Source organism: Bosea beijingensis, from assembly GCF_030758975.1.
Classification (GTDB): Bacteria; Pseudomonadota; Alphaproteobacteria; order Rhizobiales; family Beijerinckiaceae; genus Allobosea; species Allobosea beijingensis.
Window position 1 is genome coordinate 912,652 of the sequence record NZ_CP132359.1, and the last position, 14,238, is coordinate 926,889.

The following is a 14,238-nucleotide window of genomic DNA, read 5'->3' on the forward strand; positions in this document are numbered from 1 at the left end:
CCCGGAGCAGCCATGGCCAGCGACGGCGCCTAACCAACATCCAGTTTACGCCCCCCGCTCCGCAACCAGAACGGCAGCCCCGACAGTAGCGCTCGCAACGCCGCCTCGTTCTGGTGGAGGCCATTGAGCGAGACGCGCGGCAGGGCGTGGAGATGGCCGGCGTGCTCGGGAAGAAGATGGCCCGGCCGCGTGGTCACCGCGCTCTCGAAGCCGGCCTCCGCGGCCAGGGCGAAATCGCGCGGCCCGGCCGAGCCGGTATCGCCGACCGGATAGGCGAAATGGCGGATCGGCATGCCCAGCTCCGCCTCCAGACGCCGCTTGCTGTCGACGATCTCGCGGCGCGCCACATCCGCGTCGTGCTTCGCCAGCATCGGATGCGTCAGGGTATGGGCGCCGATCGTCACGCCCGGTGCGCCGGACAAGGCCCGCAGCGTCTCCCAGGGCAGGCACTCGCGCTCGACGAGGGCAACGGGATCGATGCCGGCCTCGGTCGCCAAGGCCGAAACCGCAGAAAGCAGAATCGCTTCCGGCCCGCGGCGCAGGCGCCAGTAGAGCCTGGCGAAGGCGCGGTCCTTCTCGGCATCGGTTTCGGTCCGGGCGCTGAAGCGGCCATCCGGCAGGGCGAGATCGATCCGCGGCAGCGCCCGGATCGCCTCTTCCAGATCGACCCACCAGAGTCGCGCGGTCCGATCGGCGAAGCCCGGCGTCACGAACAGCGTCCAGGGCGCCTCGTGCCTGGCGAGGACGGGCCAGGCATCCTCGACATTGTCGCGATAGCCGTCGTCGAAGGTCAGCGCCACGAAGAAGCGGCCGGGCTTGGGATTGCGCAGACGCGACAGCGCCTCCTGCAGCGAGACGATGTCGTAGCCCTCGGCCCGGATCAGGCGCAGCGCGCGGTCGAGGAAATCCGGCGTGATGTCGAGCAGGGCATTCGGCGCGAAGCCACGCATCTCCGCCGCCCGGACATGGTGCAGCGTCAGGATCACGCCCTGCCCTTGCGCGAAGCCGCGGCTCCAACGGTCGGCGCCGGTCGCCGCCATCATCCGGAATGCGGCCGCAATGGCCCTGTGACGCCCGTTCATCGCCGCCAAATGCAACCGTCCCTTTGCAACCCCCCGCTAACGCTATCGTGCGATCGCGCTGCCGGGCCGCGGGAGTGTGGCCGATCCGTTCACAATGGCGGGTTAAGGAGGCGCCATCTGTCCTGCTCGCATGGGCGAAGGAAACATGCCCGCAGCCACCGCCTCAACGCCGGCCATGCCTGACGCGACCGCCGCCGGCGCCGTATCGCGCCCCTGGACGTCGGTCGCGATCGAGACCGATATCGCGGCGCTGGCCGAACGGTGGCGCGCCTTCGAGGCGACCGCGCTGGTGACGCCCTATCAGAGCCATGGCTGGATCAAGTCCTTCGTCGAGACGATCGGCGCGGCCCATGGCATGGCCCTGCGCTATGCGCTGGTGCGTGGTCCCGACGGCGAGCTCTGCGCGCTTCTGCCGCTCGTCATCACCCGGCGCAGCGGCTTCAGATTCGCCGAGTTCATCGGCGGCAAGCACGCCAATTACCACATGGGGCTCTATGCTCCGGACTTCGCCGCACAGCTCGACGCGGCGCAGATCGCCCGCATGCTGACCGAGATCGGCCATGCCATCGGCGGACTCGACGCATTCGCCTTCGTCAACCAGCCGGTCATCTGGCAGGGCGTCGCCAACCCCGCAGCCCGGCTCGCCGCCGGCCCGAGCCCGAGCCGCGCCTACAAGCTCGCCCTGATCGCCGGCGACGGCGATGCGGCGCTCAGGCGCTCTATGAGCAGCCACGCGCGCAAGAAGCTCAAGAACAAGCATAGCCGCTTCAAGGATTTCGGGCCGTCGGTGCTGACGCGCGCGACGACGCCCGGCGAGACTGCGCGCATCATCGACGCCTTCCTGGCGCAGAAGGCGGAGCGCTTCCGCGCCATGGGCGTGCCGGATCCCTTCGCCGAGCCGGCGATGCGCGCCTTTCTGGAGCAGGCGGCCATGGAGGGCAGCTCCGGGCGCCCCGCGATCGAGCTCTATGCCCTCGATCTCGGCGGCCGGGCGGTCGCAACCTATGTCGGCGCAATCCAGGGCGAGCGCTTCTCCGGGATGGCAACCTCGTTCGACATGGCCAGCGAAACCGTCAAGACCAGCCCCGGAGAGTTGCTGCTGGCCGAATTGATCCGCCTGAAAGCCCGCGAGGGCATCGCGGTCTTCGATCTCGGCGTCGGCGAGGCCCGCTACAAGACGACCTTCTGCGACGACCATGACGATCTCGTCGACAGCTTCCTGCCATTGACCCTCAAGGGCCGCGTCTTCGCCCGGATCGCCCGGACGAAGCGCGAGCTGAAGCGGCAGATCAAGCGCTCGCCGGCAGCATTGAAGCTCGCCCACCGGGCGTCGGGCTGGCTGCGGGGCAAGCGCTCCGAAGAGGAGTAGCCGTCCCGCCCGCGATGTCAGGCGCCGACGGGCATCTCCGAGCGCGAGACCGGGGGCATCGGCATGCCGCCCTCGGCATCGAGGATCAGCGTGACCGGCGCCTCGGTCAGTTCGCTCAGGCGATAGGCGGTCTCCAGGGCGTGGCCGTTGCCGACCTGCCCGGCCATGACGAGCCCGGCCTGCGCGCGGCGGGCGATCGGCGCCAGCACCGCGCCATCGTCGTTCGAGGCGGCGGCGACCAGCACCCAGTCATAGGTCTCGCAGAGCGCGTCCAGCGCGACATCGACGAGATCGGGAGCGGCCAGCACGGCGGCCCGGCCGGCATGGCCCGCGCCGATACGATGCAGCCGCGAGCCCGGCGCCCGCGTGATGATGTCGGAGAACAGCGCCTCGCCGGCGAGAAGCTCGGAGAAGCCGGCCTCCCCGACGGCATTGTCGGAGGAGAGGTCGACGAGCACGCAGCGGCAGCGCTGCGCGAGCAGTTCGGCGAGGTCACGCGGTTTTACGGCCTCTTCGCCGGCGCCATCGAGAACCAGCGCCAGCGGCGCCATGCCGCGCGCCGGCTCACGGGTCCGCTCGGCGATCTCGGCCAGCGTCAATTCGGGGTGATCGAGGTCGAGCCGGGTCTGGCCGAGCTTTCCGGCATGGGTCAGCAGGCCCGCGACGCGCGCATGCCGCGGCGCGCCGGGCACCGGGCCGGGCCCCTCCGTCTCCTCCTCCGAGGAACTGGCGGAGACCCAGCGCGGCCCGCGCGGGGCGTCAGGCAGCGGGCGGCCCTGGCCGTTGAGCAATTCGCGAGTGACGATCGTCGCCAGCGCGATCAGGAAAGTCGCTAGCGTCGAGACCAGCACGACCGGCACCTTCTTCGGGAAGGAGGGCTCGGTCGCCTCGACGGCGCGCGAGATGATGCGCGCATCGGCGGGCGTCGCATTCAACGTGTCGCGCGCAACCGCCTCGCGATAGCGCTGCATGTACTGCTCTAGCTGCTCGCGCAGGGTGCGGGCCTCGCGCTCCAAGGCACGCAACTGCACTTCGCTGTCATTGGCGCTGGAGACGTTCTTCTTCTGGCCGTCGAGCGCGGCCTGGAAGCTCTCGACGCGCTGGCCGGCGATCTTGGCCTCGTTTTCGAGCGTGCGCACCGTCCGCTCGGCAGCGGCGCGGAGCTGGCCTTCGAGGTCGAGAAGCTGGGCGTTGAGCTCCTTGATCCGCGGATGCTCCGGCAGGAGGCTGCGCGCCTCCGCCGCGATCTGGGCGCGCAGGTTGACGCGCTGCTCGATCAGCCGTCGGACAAGGTCGTTGTTCGCGACGTCCGGGATCTCGAAGGTGCGGCCCTGCTTGATCGCGTCGCGGATCAGCCCGGCCTTGGCCTGCGCCTCCGCCTGCTGGCTGCGGGCGCCCGAAAGCTGCGCCGAGAGATCGGTGAGCTGCTGGGAGGTGATGGTGGTGTTGTTGGGGCCGGCGAACAGGCCGTTCTTCGAGCGGAAATCCTCGACCCTGGCCTCGGCCTCGGCGACGCGCTTGCGCAAGGGCTCGATCGTGGTCGAGAGCCAGTTCGAGGCGCTGCGCGCGTTCTCCTGCTTCGCTTGCTCCTGGAACTCCAGATAGGTCTCTGCGATGGTGTTGGCCGCCTTGGCCGCGAGCGCGGCATCGCGCGAGGTGAACTCGACGGAGACGATGCGCGAGCGGGCGACCGGGAAGACCAGCAAACGGTCATAATACTTTTCGAGAACGCGCTCCTCGGGAGAGCGGTCGGCCGGATGACCGCCGAGCCCGATCATGACCGCGAGCTTGCGCACCGCGCTCAACGCCCCGACGCCGGAATCGAATTCGGCATTGCCGACGAGGCCGATCCGCTTCACCGCCTCACGCGCGAGGTCGCGAGACATGATGATCTGGACCTGGCTCTGCACCGCTTCGGAATCGAACTGGCCGCTATCGGCGACGGCCTGGCCCGGCAGCGCATAGAAGCCGCCCCGGCTTTCGAGCAACAGCTTGGCTTCACCGGTATAGCGTGGCGTGACGACATTCACCGCGACGAAGGACAGGCCGAGAGCGGCGAGCGTCGGCGCGATGATCCACAACTTGCGGCGCTTGATCGCCGCCCAGAGGGCGGAGAGATCGAGCATGTCGCCCCGGCCTTCGCCGGCGCCGCGCGCATCAATCCCAGCTTGAGCGGTCATGGGCCCACCTATCGACGCAAAACTCTCGTCCCGCGGAGGGGACGCGGGCGCCATTGAAAGCTCAGTAAGCCTAATGAAGCCCTAACGATCTCATCGCGTTAGTTAACGTCGGGGGCGCCACAGGCCCTTTCCTCCTCGGGCGCGGACCACGTCCGGGCGATTCGAGACCAGCCGACCCGAGCCTCGAACCGGCTTCCCGAGGCGCCAGGGCAGCACGGCGCCCTTGATCGAGCGGGAGATCTTCGCCGGCTGGGCGCGATTTCCCGCCCGGCCGCGCCTTCAATCGTAAACGGCTATGACGTCCGCCAGCCGCCATCGAGCCCCGCGGCAAGCCGCGATCGGCGATTTCGGCGCGCAAGGCCCGGCACGCGGTAATGAAGGTTAACGACCCGTTACCGCCATTCTGAGCGGCGGTTTCATCGGCCCTTCAGCCAGGGAAGCGAATCTTGAATCGCTCGATCAAACGTGTCGCCATGATCGGGCCGCTGCCGACTGCAGCTACCCCCACAGCCTAGCAGTCGGCAGCGTTTTCGCGCGCCCTTCCCTCCGCGATGAGCCGAAACGGCGCGACCTCGCGCCCCATGATGCCCGTGGGAAGCCTTTGTTAACCATGTCGAGCCTAAAGATCGGGCCAATTCTGCACGGGTAAGCCAGTGATGAGTCGACGCCTCGCCTCTCTCGCCTTGGCCGCCGCCATGATTGCGGGAGCCTGCGCGCCCCGCTATCCGGCGGCGGACTATGCGCTCGCCGAGCCGGCCGGCCCCTATCGGCTCGCCAGCGGCGACCGGCTGCGCATCATCGTCTTCGGACAGGACAACCTCTCCAATATCTATGCCGTCGACGGCGCCGGGCGCATCGCGATGCCGCTGATCAACACGATCGAGGCACAGGGCCGCACGACCCAGCAGCTCGCCCAGGCGATCGAGGCCAAGCTGCGCGGCGGCTATCTCCGCGAGCCCAAGGTCTCGGTCGAGGTCGACACTTACCGTCCCTTCTTCGTGCTCGGCGAGGTCACCCAATCCGGCCAGTTCCCCTATGTGAACGGCATGACCGTGCAGACCGCGGTCGCGATCGCCGGCGGCTTCACGCCGCGCGGCCTGCGCTCCTCGGCCGAAGTGACGCGCCAGATCGACGGGCAGACCGTGACCGCGACCGTGCCGATCACCTACCCGGTTCAGCCCGGCGATACGATCGTCATCAAGGAACGCTGGTTCTGAGATCGCGGCGCGCGCCATGACGGACAGCCTCGCCGCCCGCCCCCTGAGAATCCTGCATGTCTTCCGTGCGCCGCTCGGCGGGCTGTTCCGGCACGTCCTCGACGTGGCGCGCGGCCAGGTCGAGCGCGGGCACGATGTCGGCATCTTCTGCGATTCCAGCACCGGCGGAGCGCGCGCCGACGCGGTCTTCAGCGAACTCGCCGGGCAATTGACGCTCGGCGTGACGCGGGTGCCGATGTCGCGCTACCCGAGCATCACCGACCTCAAGGCACAGCTCTCCGAAGTGTCGCTGCGGCGACGGCTCGCGCCGGACGTGGTGCATTGCCACGGCTCGAAAGGCGGCGTCTATGGCCGCATCCCCGCCCTGTTCTCATCCGGCCGACGCTATGTCACCGCCTACACGCCGCATGGCGGCAGCTTCAACTACAAGCCCGGCAGCACGGAGCATAAGGTCTATATGAGCGTCGAGCGCCTGCTCGAGGGCGCGACCGACATGTTCCTGTTCGAAAGCCGCTTCATCGCCGGCCGCTTCGAGGCCCATGTCGGGCATATGCCGCGAACGGATCATCGCATCGTGCTCAACGGCGTCTCCGACGCGGAATTCGAGCCGATCGATCACCGTGCCGCGGAATTCGACCTGCTCTATCTGGGAGAGCTGCGCTCGGCCAAGGGCGTCGACACGCTGATCGACGCACTGGCGCTGCTGCGCCGCCGGGACAGGCTGACGCCGCGGATACTCATCGTCGGCTCCGGCCCCGACGAGGAGGAACTGCGCCAGATGACGCGCGAGCGCGGCATCGCCGACCAATGCGTCTTCGAACCGCCGGCGCCCATCCGCAAGGCGCTGGCGCGCGCACGGGCCATGGTGATCCCGTCGCGGGCGGAATCCCTGCCCTATGTCATCCTGGAAGCGGCCGCGGCCGCGCAGCCCTTGATCTCGACCGATGTCGGCGGCATCGGCGAGATCTATGGCCCCAACCATCGCCAGCGCCTGATTCCGGCGAACGACCCGACGATTCTCGCCGGGGCGATCCGGGCCATGCTGGAGGCGCCGGAGGCCGAGCGCCTCGCCCAGGCAGCGGATCTTGCCGGCCATGTCCGGCAGAGTTTCCGCCTCGACGACATGGTCGACGGCGTCATCGCCGGCTATCGCGACGCGCTGAAGGCGCGCGGCGTCGCCTGAAGCCTGCACTTCAGACCATCTTCAGCGCGACGACGCCGGCCACCACCAGCAGGATGCCGAGCCAGCCCGCCGGCCTGATGCGCTGCCCGAAAACCAGCGCGCCGATGATGGCGGTGATGACCAGCCCCGCTCCGCCCCAGACCGCATAGGCGACCGAAAGGTCCATGCCTTCGATGGCCTGTGCGAGCGCCGCGAAAGCGCCCATGACAAGGACGATGCCGCCGGCCCCCACCGCACGGCGGGTCATGCCGTCCGAGAGCTTGAGCAGATAGGTGCCGCCGATTTCGAGAGCGACGGCGAGCAGGAGCCAGAGGAACGGCGCAGCCTGCAGGAAGGAGGCGTTCACACGAGCCTCCCGTGATCCTTGCTGCGTTCGTGCCCCACCCCGTTCTCGATGAGGAGAATGCCGGCCAGGATCGCGGCGAGACCCGCCGCCCGCGCCGGGGTCAGATGCTCGCCGAAGAGCACATGGCCGATCAGCGCGATGCCGACGATGCCGAGCCCTTCCCAGACGGCGTAGGCGACCGCCATCGGGATGACGCGCAGCGCGATGCTGAGCAGGACGAAAGAGAAGCCGATCAGGATCAGCGGCAAGGTGCCGACGACCCATGAGCTGGAGACAGCCGTCTTCAGCGCGGCCGTCGCGACGATCTCGACGGCGATGGCCGCGAGCAGAACCAACCAATGAAAAGACATGATGCACACGGGCGAAGCCGGCGCTGAACGCCGCGGGTGCGACGCAGGGACAGCCAAGCAATCGTTAGAGTTTTAAATCGACAGTTCCGAAAAGAAGACTGAGCCGGAGATTTACTCCAGCAACCGACGCCATAGGTAAAACACCTGTCGGGGCGCGGCGCTCTTCTTGAGCGTTATATGCTTCTCAGACACTCATCGTCAGCCAATATGCCTATGCCGCCCCGGCCTGTCAACTCGCGATCATTTGCAATAACAATCACTTGCGGGAAATCACGGCATTTTCCGACCGTCTCGAACCTGTGCCAAATCACTGGCCGGCCAAGACAAAATCCACTTTTTCGCCATCGCTTTTTTGCACAGTGCGAAAGGCGTCCGGCGCGGGCCGCCGCCTTGCCTCCAAGGCTTTACGAATCCGTCGAAACAGCAAGCGGTCCGGTTAAACGTTCCGTGAGCAATTTCGGTTAGAGCCGAAGCGGGATCGCCGCACCCCTGGCACGGCGCTCCGAGTTGAGGGTGTAGGGTCATGGGGACTTTCGACGTCCGCGATATGATGAAGGCGGATGCGGCCGCCTCGGCGACGCCGGGCGTGTTCGGCGGGACCGAGAAGGGGCAGACGCGGCGCTTCCACCCGCTGGCCGAACGCATCGCGGCCATCCCCGTCAAGCCGACCCTGTCCCCGGTCATGATCGAAGGCGTGGCCCGGCTGTTCGACCTGATCGCCGTGCTCGGCACGGGCGGGCTGATCTACTGGCTCTATGCAGCCGGCAAGGTCGACTCCCTGCCGTATCAGGTGACGGTCGGCGCGCTCGCTGTCGGCACGCTGGTGCTCTTCCAGGCGTTGCAATTGTACCCGATCGGCGCCCTGCGCCATTTCATCGGCAGCGCGGTCAGGCTGGTGACCGGCTGGACCATGCTGTTCCTGGTCGCGCTCGCGGCCTTCTTCTTCCTGAAGATCGGTGACCAGGTCTCGCGCGTCTGGCTGATCGGCTTCTATTTCTCCGGCGCCGGCGCCCTGCTCGCCGGGCGCGTGGTCATGACGACGGGCGTGCGCCATCTCACCCGCACCGGCCGGCTGGAACGACGCACGGCGATCGTCGGCGGCGGCGAAGCGGGCGAGGCCCTGATCCGCGCCCTGGAAAGCCAGAAGGACACGGGTCTGCGCATCTGCGGCGTGTTCGACGACCGCAGCGACGAGCGCTCCCCCGATCTCGTCGCCGGCTATCCCAAGCTCGGCACGATTGACGATCTCGTCGAATTCGCGCGCCGCACCAAGCTCGATCTCGTGATCTTCACACTGCCGATCTCGGCCGAGGCGCGGCTGCTCACCATGCTGCGCAAACTCTGGGTGCTGCCGATCGACATCCGCCTCTCCGCCCATCTCTCGAAGCTGCGCCTGCGACCGCGCTCCTATTCCTATTTCGGCGCCGTCCCGGTGCTCGACGTCTTCGACCGGCCGATCGCCGACTGGGACATCGTCGTGAAATGGGCCTTCGACAAGGTGGTCGGCACGCTGGCGCTGATCGCGCTCTCGCCGGTGATGCTGGCGACCGCGATCGCCATCAAGCTCGACAGCAAGGGGCCGGTCTTCTTCCGCCAGAAGCGCTACGGCTTCAATAACGAGACCGTCGACATCTTCAAGTTCCGCTCGCTGCGCAACGACATGGCCGACCACACGGCGGCCAAGCAGGTCACCAAGGACGACCCGCGCGTGACCCGCGTCGGCCGCTTCATCCGCAAGACCTCGATCGACGAGTTGCCGCAGCTCCTGAACGTCGTGTTCAAAGGCGATCTCTCGCTGGTCGGCCCGCGCCCGCACGCGATCCACGCCAAGGCGTCCAACCGCGCCTATGAGCAGGTCGTCGACGGCTATTTCGCGCGCCATAAGGTCAAGCCCGGCATCACCGGCTGGGCCCAGATCAACGGTTGGCGCGGCGAGACCGATACCGACGAGAAGATCCAGCGCCGCGTCGAGCACGATCTCTACTATATCGAGAACTGGTCGGTGCTGCTCGACCTCTACATCCTCGCGAAGACGCCGTTCTCGCTCCTGACCAAGAACGAGAACGCCTATTGAACACGCTGGCGCAGAACACGCCCCGAGCAGGGCCGGCCTCACGGCTGGTGATCTCCTATGCCGCGATCAAGCGCGGCACCCTGTGGCTGCTCGGCGCCTCCAGCGGGCTCGCCCTGATCGAGCCTTCGCCCTACGAAGTCGTCTTCCTGCTGGCGCTGTTCGTCTTCGCGCTCACCGGCATCCGGTTCTCGCAGAAGCTGCTGCCTCTGGCCGTACTGCTGCTCGCCTACAATATCGGCGGCATTTTTTCGCTCATTCCCTGGATGAGCGATGGCGACTCGGTGCGCTTCACCGCCGTCTCGGTCTATCTGATGATCACGGCGGTCTTCATCGCCGGCATCATGTCGCAGGACGCGGCCGGCCGGCTGGAGACGCTGCGGCGCGGCTATCTCTTCGCCGCCTGGATCGCGGGATTCGCGGCGCTGCTCGGCTATTTCGACGTCGCCGGGCTCGGCTCGATCTTCACGCTCTACGGCCGCGCCTCCGGCACCTTCAAGGACCCCAACGTGCTGGGTCCCTATCTCGCCCTGCCGATCGTCTATGTCCTGCAACGCATCCTGACCGGCCAGGTCGGCATGCTGCGCGGCCTGATCACGCTCAGCGTCCCGCTCGCCGCGCTGTTCTTCACCTTCTCGCGCGGTGCCTGGGCCGTGCTCGTGGTCTCGACCGCGCTGATGATCGCCCTCACCTTCCTGACTGCGCCGACCGCGGCCAGCCGGGGCCGCATCGTCGCGATGTCACTGGCAGCGCTCGTCGCCGCGTTCGCCGCGCTGCTGGTCGCGCTGTCCTTCGAGGAGATCCGCAGCGTCTTCGAAGCGCGCGCCAGCCTCGAACAGGACTATGACCAAGGCGTCACCGGCCGCTTCGGCAACCAGTTGCGCGCCATCCCGATGCTGCTGGAAGCTCCCAACGGCTTCGGGCCGCTGCAATTCCGCTGGCTCTTCAACCAGGCCGACCCGCACAACGTCTATGTCAACGCCTTCGCCTCCTATGGCTGGCTCGGCGGGTTGTCCTGGGCCAGCCTGACAGTGGCGACCTGCTATGTCGGCTGGCGGCTGGTGTTCCGGCCCGGCCCGACCCAACTCCACGCCATCGCGATCTGGTCAGTGCTCTTCGTCACGATCCTGCAAGGCTTCCAGATCGACACCGACCACTGGCGCCATCTCTATCTGCTCATGGGCCTCGTCTGGGGCCTGGCCGTGCTGGGGCCGGATGGCGCAGCCCCCGATCATCCCTCTCGCGGATAGCAGCGAGCCTGCTCAGGCCCGGCCCTTGCGGACCACGACATAGGCGTGGGTCGTGACGAGATTCCAGCCGATTCGCGCCGCCACCGCGTTGAAGACGTGGTCGATCTGCTTCAACCCCGGCATCCGTTCGAAATAGCCGTGGCCCCAGAAGCGCTGGACGTGGATGTCGGCAAAACCGGCCCGTTTCAGCATCGGCTCGAGCACGGCCGGATCGCCGCGGCACCAGTCGTAGAGAGCCGGGAATTTCGGATCGTCGCCGCCATCCCGGCGCGCCGGAAACAGCGCCTGGACAATGGCGTGAGAGACCTTGTCCGGCAGGATGCGGTTCAGCGCGAAAACGGGAGCCCACAGCGTCGGGAAGAACGCGAGCGCCACGCCGCCGGGCGCCAGCAGTTCATGGATGTTGGCCCAGGCGCGCTCGACCCCGTCGACATGCTCGAAGACCATGCGCGAGACCATCATGTCGTAGCTGCCGCGCCGGATATCGGGCTCGGAAAGGTCGCCGGCGATGTCGAAGCGCGCGGTCCTGAGGCCGCGCCCCGTCCGCGCGAGCTCGCCGGCATCGATATCGTTGACGATGAGATCGATGCCGTTGCGGGTGGCCTGCTCCTGGGTGAACAGCGGATCGCGCCCGCCGCCGATCTCGCAGACGCTGCGCAGGCCGAACTGATGCGCCAGCCCGAGAATGGTCGCCTCATAGTGCTCCCAGGCCCATTCCGAATGCCAGCCGGGCCTGATCTCGCCGAAGAAAGCGGCAAGCGAGCCGGCCGGTTGCGTCATGGCCTGGCGCTCCGGCCCGCCACCCGCGATCGCAAGACTTGCCATGGACATGACCGCCTCCGCCTCTGCACACCCTGCCCATCCCCGGCCGACATTGGCCGCAGGGCGGCCCGACCGCAACGGGAAGGTTAAGCAAGGGTTAATCAGGCGAGCATTCTCCCCGCCGGGCGGCAACCTCATGCGTCCTGCGTCAAGGCTGTTCAAGATCGCATCGAAGCGCATTGCATCTGCCGCGCCCCGCCACTATAAGCCGAGCCGTCGGAGCGTAGCGCAGCCCGGTTAGCGCACTTGTCTGGGGGACAAGGGGTCGGAGGTTCGAATCCTCTCGCTCCGACCATTCACCACCGGAAATCATTGAGAAATACCCATCCGCCATGTGAAAGCGGATTGCGGGTTTCTGTGGCCTCCGCAGCCCATCCGCGTCTCGGGCGTCAGGGCTTGTTCAAGCGCCATTGCGCCGGCCTCGCCGCTGATGCGGTTACCTGGGTAAGCCTGCGAACCGAGCGCTCCCTGTTCCGGAACCCGCGGGTGCAGACACCCCAAATGGGGGCTGCCCGAACACACGCCTTGATGTCATGACGATCATGCGGCTCCGGAACTTCCATCATGAAACACAAGCATCAGATGTCGCTTATCGCGCGACGGGCTCAGATTCGTCGTGCCGCCGCCAGCCGGAAGGACCTTCCTGCCGTGCAACCGACCGGCAGGCCCGCCTTGCGCCTCGTCTCGACCAGCAGCGAAGCCGAGAGGGTCGCGCGAGCCGATCGTCGCGACCTGACTTCGGCCGTCGAGTAGCGACCCGTTCCAGCTCACGCCCGCGTTCAGCCCATAGTCATCTGCGATGGCCTTTGATGGCGGCGCGGCACGGACGTTGCCGTAGCGTCAAGCATGAGCACGGACGGTGTCGCGTTGAAGCAAGACTGGTTCCATTGCGAGGATTGCGGCTCGCCGGGCGTTTCGATTCCGCACACGCTCAGCGATGCCAGCGTCGTCTCCTGCGCCAATTGCGGACTTAGCCTGGGCTCCTGGGCGGAGTACCGCCGCAGGATCAACCTCGCCCTGATGACCGAGCAGGCCAGCAAGGCGCGCCGCGTCATCGTCGCGGACCCGGTCGGGAGCGTCCTGGCCGAGGCCTAGAGCGTTTTCCAGCGAAGCGGGCACCGGTTCGCGTGGAGACAATGCGATAAAACAAGGGCCTGGAGTAATTCCGCGCTTCGAAGATCTGCGGAATTGCGCTGGAGCCTGCTGATTTTACGCCAAACCGCGCCGTCATTCCGGGCTTGGCCCGGAATCCATCGGAGAGCGTCGAGCTTTACGATGGATTCCGGATCAGCGCGACGTCGCCGTTTGCCCGAAATGACGGCGTGTTTTTCCGTGAAAGTGGAGCATGCTCCAGCTCTGGTGGCGTTCCGATCGGGACAGACGGAGTTGTCCACCGCCGGGCATCTCGGGCCGGCTTGCCAGACGTAACGTCAGGCGTCACGATCGTCTGACGTAGCGTCGATTGGGAGGTCGAGGATGCGTGCGGTGTCGCGTTCGGTGGATATGCCGGTTTCGAGCCAGCGGGCGGTCCTGCTGCGCATGCTGGTGCTTCTGGCCATTACGATGGCCGTCCTGATGCCCCTGATCGATTAATGGCGACAGCGGCACCGCGGAACCTTCTCCGCGATGCCGCTTCCGGTCAGTTGCGCCCAAGCCAGTCGCCGAGAAGGCCGATATCGGCTTGGCCAAGGCCGTGGCCGGCCGGCAGCACGCGATGCTCGACAACGGCCCCGCTCCCGCCGAGCTGCCGCGCCAACGCCTCGGCATTGGCTTTCGGCACGATCGGATCGAGCGCGCCCGACAGGACCAGCACGGGCTTGTCCGCGAGATCGGCGCGCGGCGGCTCTGCGAAAGGCACCATCGCGCGCAGCAAAGCCGCGCCAGCGAGGATCTCAGGTCGCTGCAGCAGCAGCGCCGCCGCGATATTGGCGCCGTTGGAGAAACCGAGCGCGACCGGCGCCGGCAAACCGTAGCGTTCCCGCGCCCATAGGACGAAATCGGCCAGTTCGTCGGTGCGCCGCCTGAGATCGGCCTCGTCGAAGACGCCTTCGGCGAGACGGCGGAAGAAGCGTGGCGCCGCTCCTTCCAGCACCTTGCCGCGCGGCGAGAGCAGGCTCGCGCCGGGCGCGACGGTGCGGCCGAGCGAGAGCAGGTCGCGCTCGTCGCCACCGGTGCCATGCAGGAGCAGGAGCGGCCGGCGAGCCGGGTCGTGGCCTTGCTCGAAGACATGAATGAAATCGGTGGCGGCGGTCGTGGCGGTCATGGTCGTTCCCTTCGACAAGCGGAAGCGCCCTGCCCCTTGCAACAAGCAGACAGGACGCCGTGGTGTCGCTCCGCCGCCCGCCTGCGCGGCGGGCGACGGGTCTCG

13 protein-coding genes and 1 tRNA gene are annotated in these 14,238 nt (G+C 67.3%); 8 read left to right on the forward strand and 6 right to left on the reverse strand.

Going from position 1 to position 14,238, the window contains the following annotated elements:
- Nucleotides 1–29: 29 nt before the first annotated feature.
- Complete coding sequence (locus tag Q9235_RS04465; RefSeq protein WP_422678269.1) at nt 30–1,091, reverse strand: polysaccharide deacetylase family protein; 1,062 nt, start codon at nt 1,089–1,091, stop codon at nt 30–32.
- 136 nt (nt 1,092–1,227) lie between these two features.
- Here Q9235_RS04465 and Q9235_RS04470 point away from each other — a divergent pair, with 136 nt between their 5' ends.
- Nucleotides 1,228–2,451 (forward strand): GNAT family N-acetyltransferase, encoded by a 1,224-nt coding sequence (locus Q9235_RS04470; protein ID WP_306225579.1) that lies wholly within the window; start codon nt 1,228–1,230, stop codon nt 2,449–2,451.
- A gap of 17 nt (nt 2,452–2,468) precedes the next feature.
- On the opposite strand, the gene Q9235_RS04475 is transcribed toward Q9235_RS04470, so the two are convergent.
- Entirely contained in the window at nt 2,469–4,631 is a 2,163-nt protein-coding gene (locus Q9235_RS04475; protein ID WP_306225580.1) for a GumC family protein, read from the reverse strand.
- Between the two features lie 656 nt (nt 4,632–5,287).
- Between Q9235_RS04475 and Q9235_RS04480 the strand changes: the two genes are divergently transcribed.
- Together Q9235_RS04480 and Q9235_RS04485 are read left to right on the forward strand one after the other, a co-directional pair.
- Nucleotides 5,288–5,848: a polysaccharide biosynthesis/export family protein gene (locus tag Q9235_RS04480; RefSeq protein WP_306225581.1), complete on the forward strand. Its 561-nt coding sequence runs from the start codon at nt 5,288–5,290 to the stop codon at nt 5,846–5,848.
- Nucleotides 5,849–5,864: 16 nt separating this feature from the next.
- Nucleotides 5,865–7,031, forward strand: a complete 1,167-nt coding sequence (locus Q9235_RS04485) for a glycosyltransferase (RefSeq protein ID WP_306225582.1) — start codon at nt 5,865–5,867, stop codon at nt 7,029–7,031.
- 10 nt (nt 7,032–7,041) lie between these two features.
- On the opposite strand, the gene Q9235_RS04490 is transcribed toward Q9235_RS04485, so the two are convergent.
- Both Q9235_RS04490 and Q9235_RS04495 read right to left on the reverse strand, forming a co-directional pair.
- Nucleotides 7,042–7,377, reverse strand: coding sequence for an SMR family transporter (locus tag Q9235_RS04490; protein WP_306225583.1), 336 nt, complete (start codon nt 7,375–7,377; stop codon nt 7,042–7,044).
- Nucleotides 7,374–7,727, reverse strand: a complete 354-nt coding sequence (locus Q9235_RS04495) for a DMT family transporter (protein ID WP_306225584.1) — start codon at nt 7,725–7,727, stop codon at nt 7,374–7,376. The genes Q9235_RS04490 and Q9235_RS04495 overlap by 4 nt, the downstream gene beginning before the upstream one ends.
- Before the next feature lie 523 nt (nt 7,728–8,250).
- On the opposite strand from Q9235_RS04495, the gene Q9235_RS04500 reads away from it, so the two are divergent.
- Both Q9235_RS04500 and Q9235_RS04505 read left to right on the forward strand, forming a co-directional pair.
- A complete protein-coding gene (locus tag Q9235_RS04500) occupies nt 8,251–9,801 on the forward strand; it encodes an undecaprenyl-phosphate glucose phosphotransferase (RefSeq protein ID WP_306225585.1) in 1,551 nt (516 codons plus the stop codon).
- Nucleotides 9,798–11,048 carry an O-antigen ligase family protein gene (locus tag Q9235_RS04505; RefSeq protein ID WP_306225586.1) on the forward strand — a complete coding sequence of 417 codons (1,251 nt, stop codon included), beginning with the start codon at nt 9,798–9,800 and terminating at the stop codon, nt 11,046–11,048. Before Q9235_RS04500 ends, Q9235_RS04505 begins: the two co-directional genes overlap by 4 nt.
- A 12-nt stretch (nt 11,049–11,060) precedes the next feature.
- Here Q9235_RS04505 and Q9235_RS04510 read toward each other — a convergent pair whose 3' ends face one another.
- Entirely contained in the window at nt 11,061–11,879 is an 819-nt protein-coding gene (locus tag Q9235_RS04510; protein WP_306225587.1) for a class I SAM-dependent methyltransferase, read from the reverse strand.
- A gap of 208 nt (nt 11,880–12,087) precedes the next feature.
- On the opposite strand from Q9235_RS04510, the gene Q9235_RS04515 reads away from it, so the two are divergent.
- The 3 genes from Q9235_RS04515 (at nt 12,088) to Q9235_RS04525 (ending at nt 12,965) form a co-directional block, all read left to right on the forward strand.
- Nucleotides 12,088–12,165 (forward strand) — tRNA-Pro (locus Q9235_RS04515).
- A 269-nt stretch (nt 12,166–12,434) separates the two neighbouring features.
- Nucleotides 12,435–12,623 (forward strand): hypothetical protein, encoded by a 189-nt coding sequence (locus Q9235_RS04520; protein ID WP_306225588.1) that lies wholly within the window; start codon nt 12,435–12,437, stop codon nt 12,621–12,623.
- 93 nt (nt 12,624–12,716) lie between these two features.
- Nucleotides 12,717–12,965 (forward strand): hypothetical protein, encoded by a 249-nt coding sequence (locus tag Q9235_RS04525; RefSeq protein WP_306225589.1) that lies wholly within the window; start codon nt 12,717–12,719, stop codon nt 12,963–12,965.
- Between the two features lie 544 nt (nt 12,966–13,509).
- Here the strand turns inward: Q9235_RS04525 and Q9235_RS04530 are convergent.
- The gene (locus Q9235_RS04530) at nt 13,510–14,133 is read right to left on the reverse strand and encodes an alpha/beta hydrolase (RefSeq protein WP_306225590.1); all 624 of its coding nucleotides are present in this window, start codon (nt 14,131–14,133) and stop codon (nt 13,510–13,512) included.
- Nucleotides 14,134–14,238 lie beyond the last annotated feature (105 nt).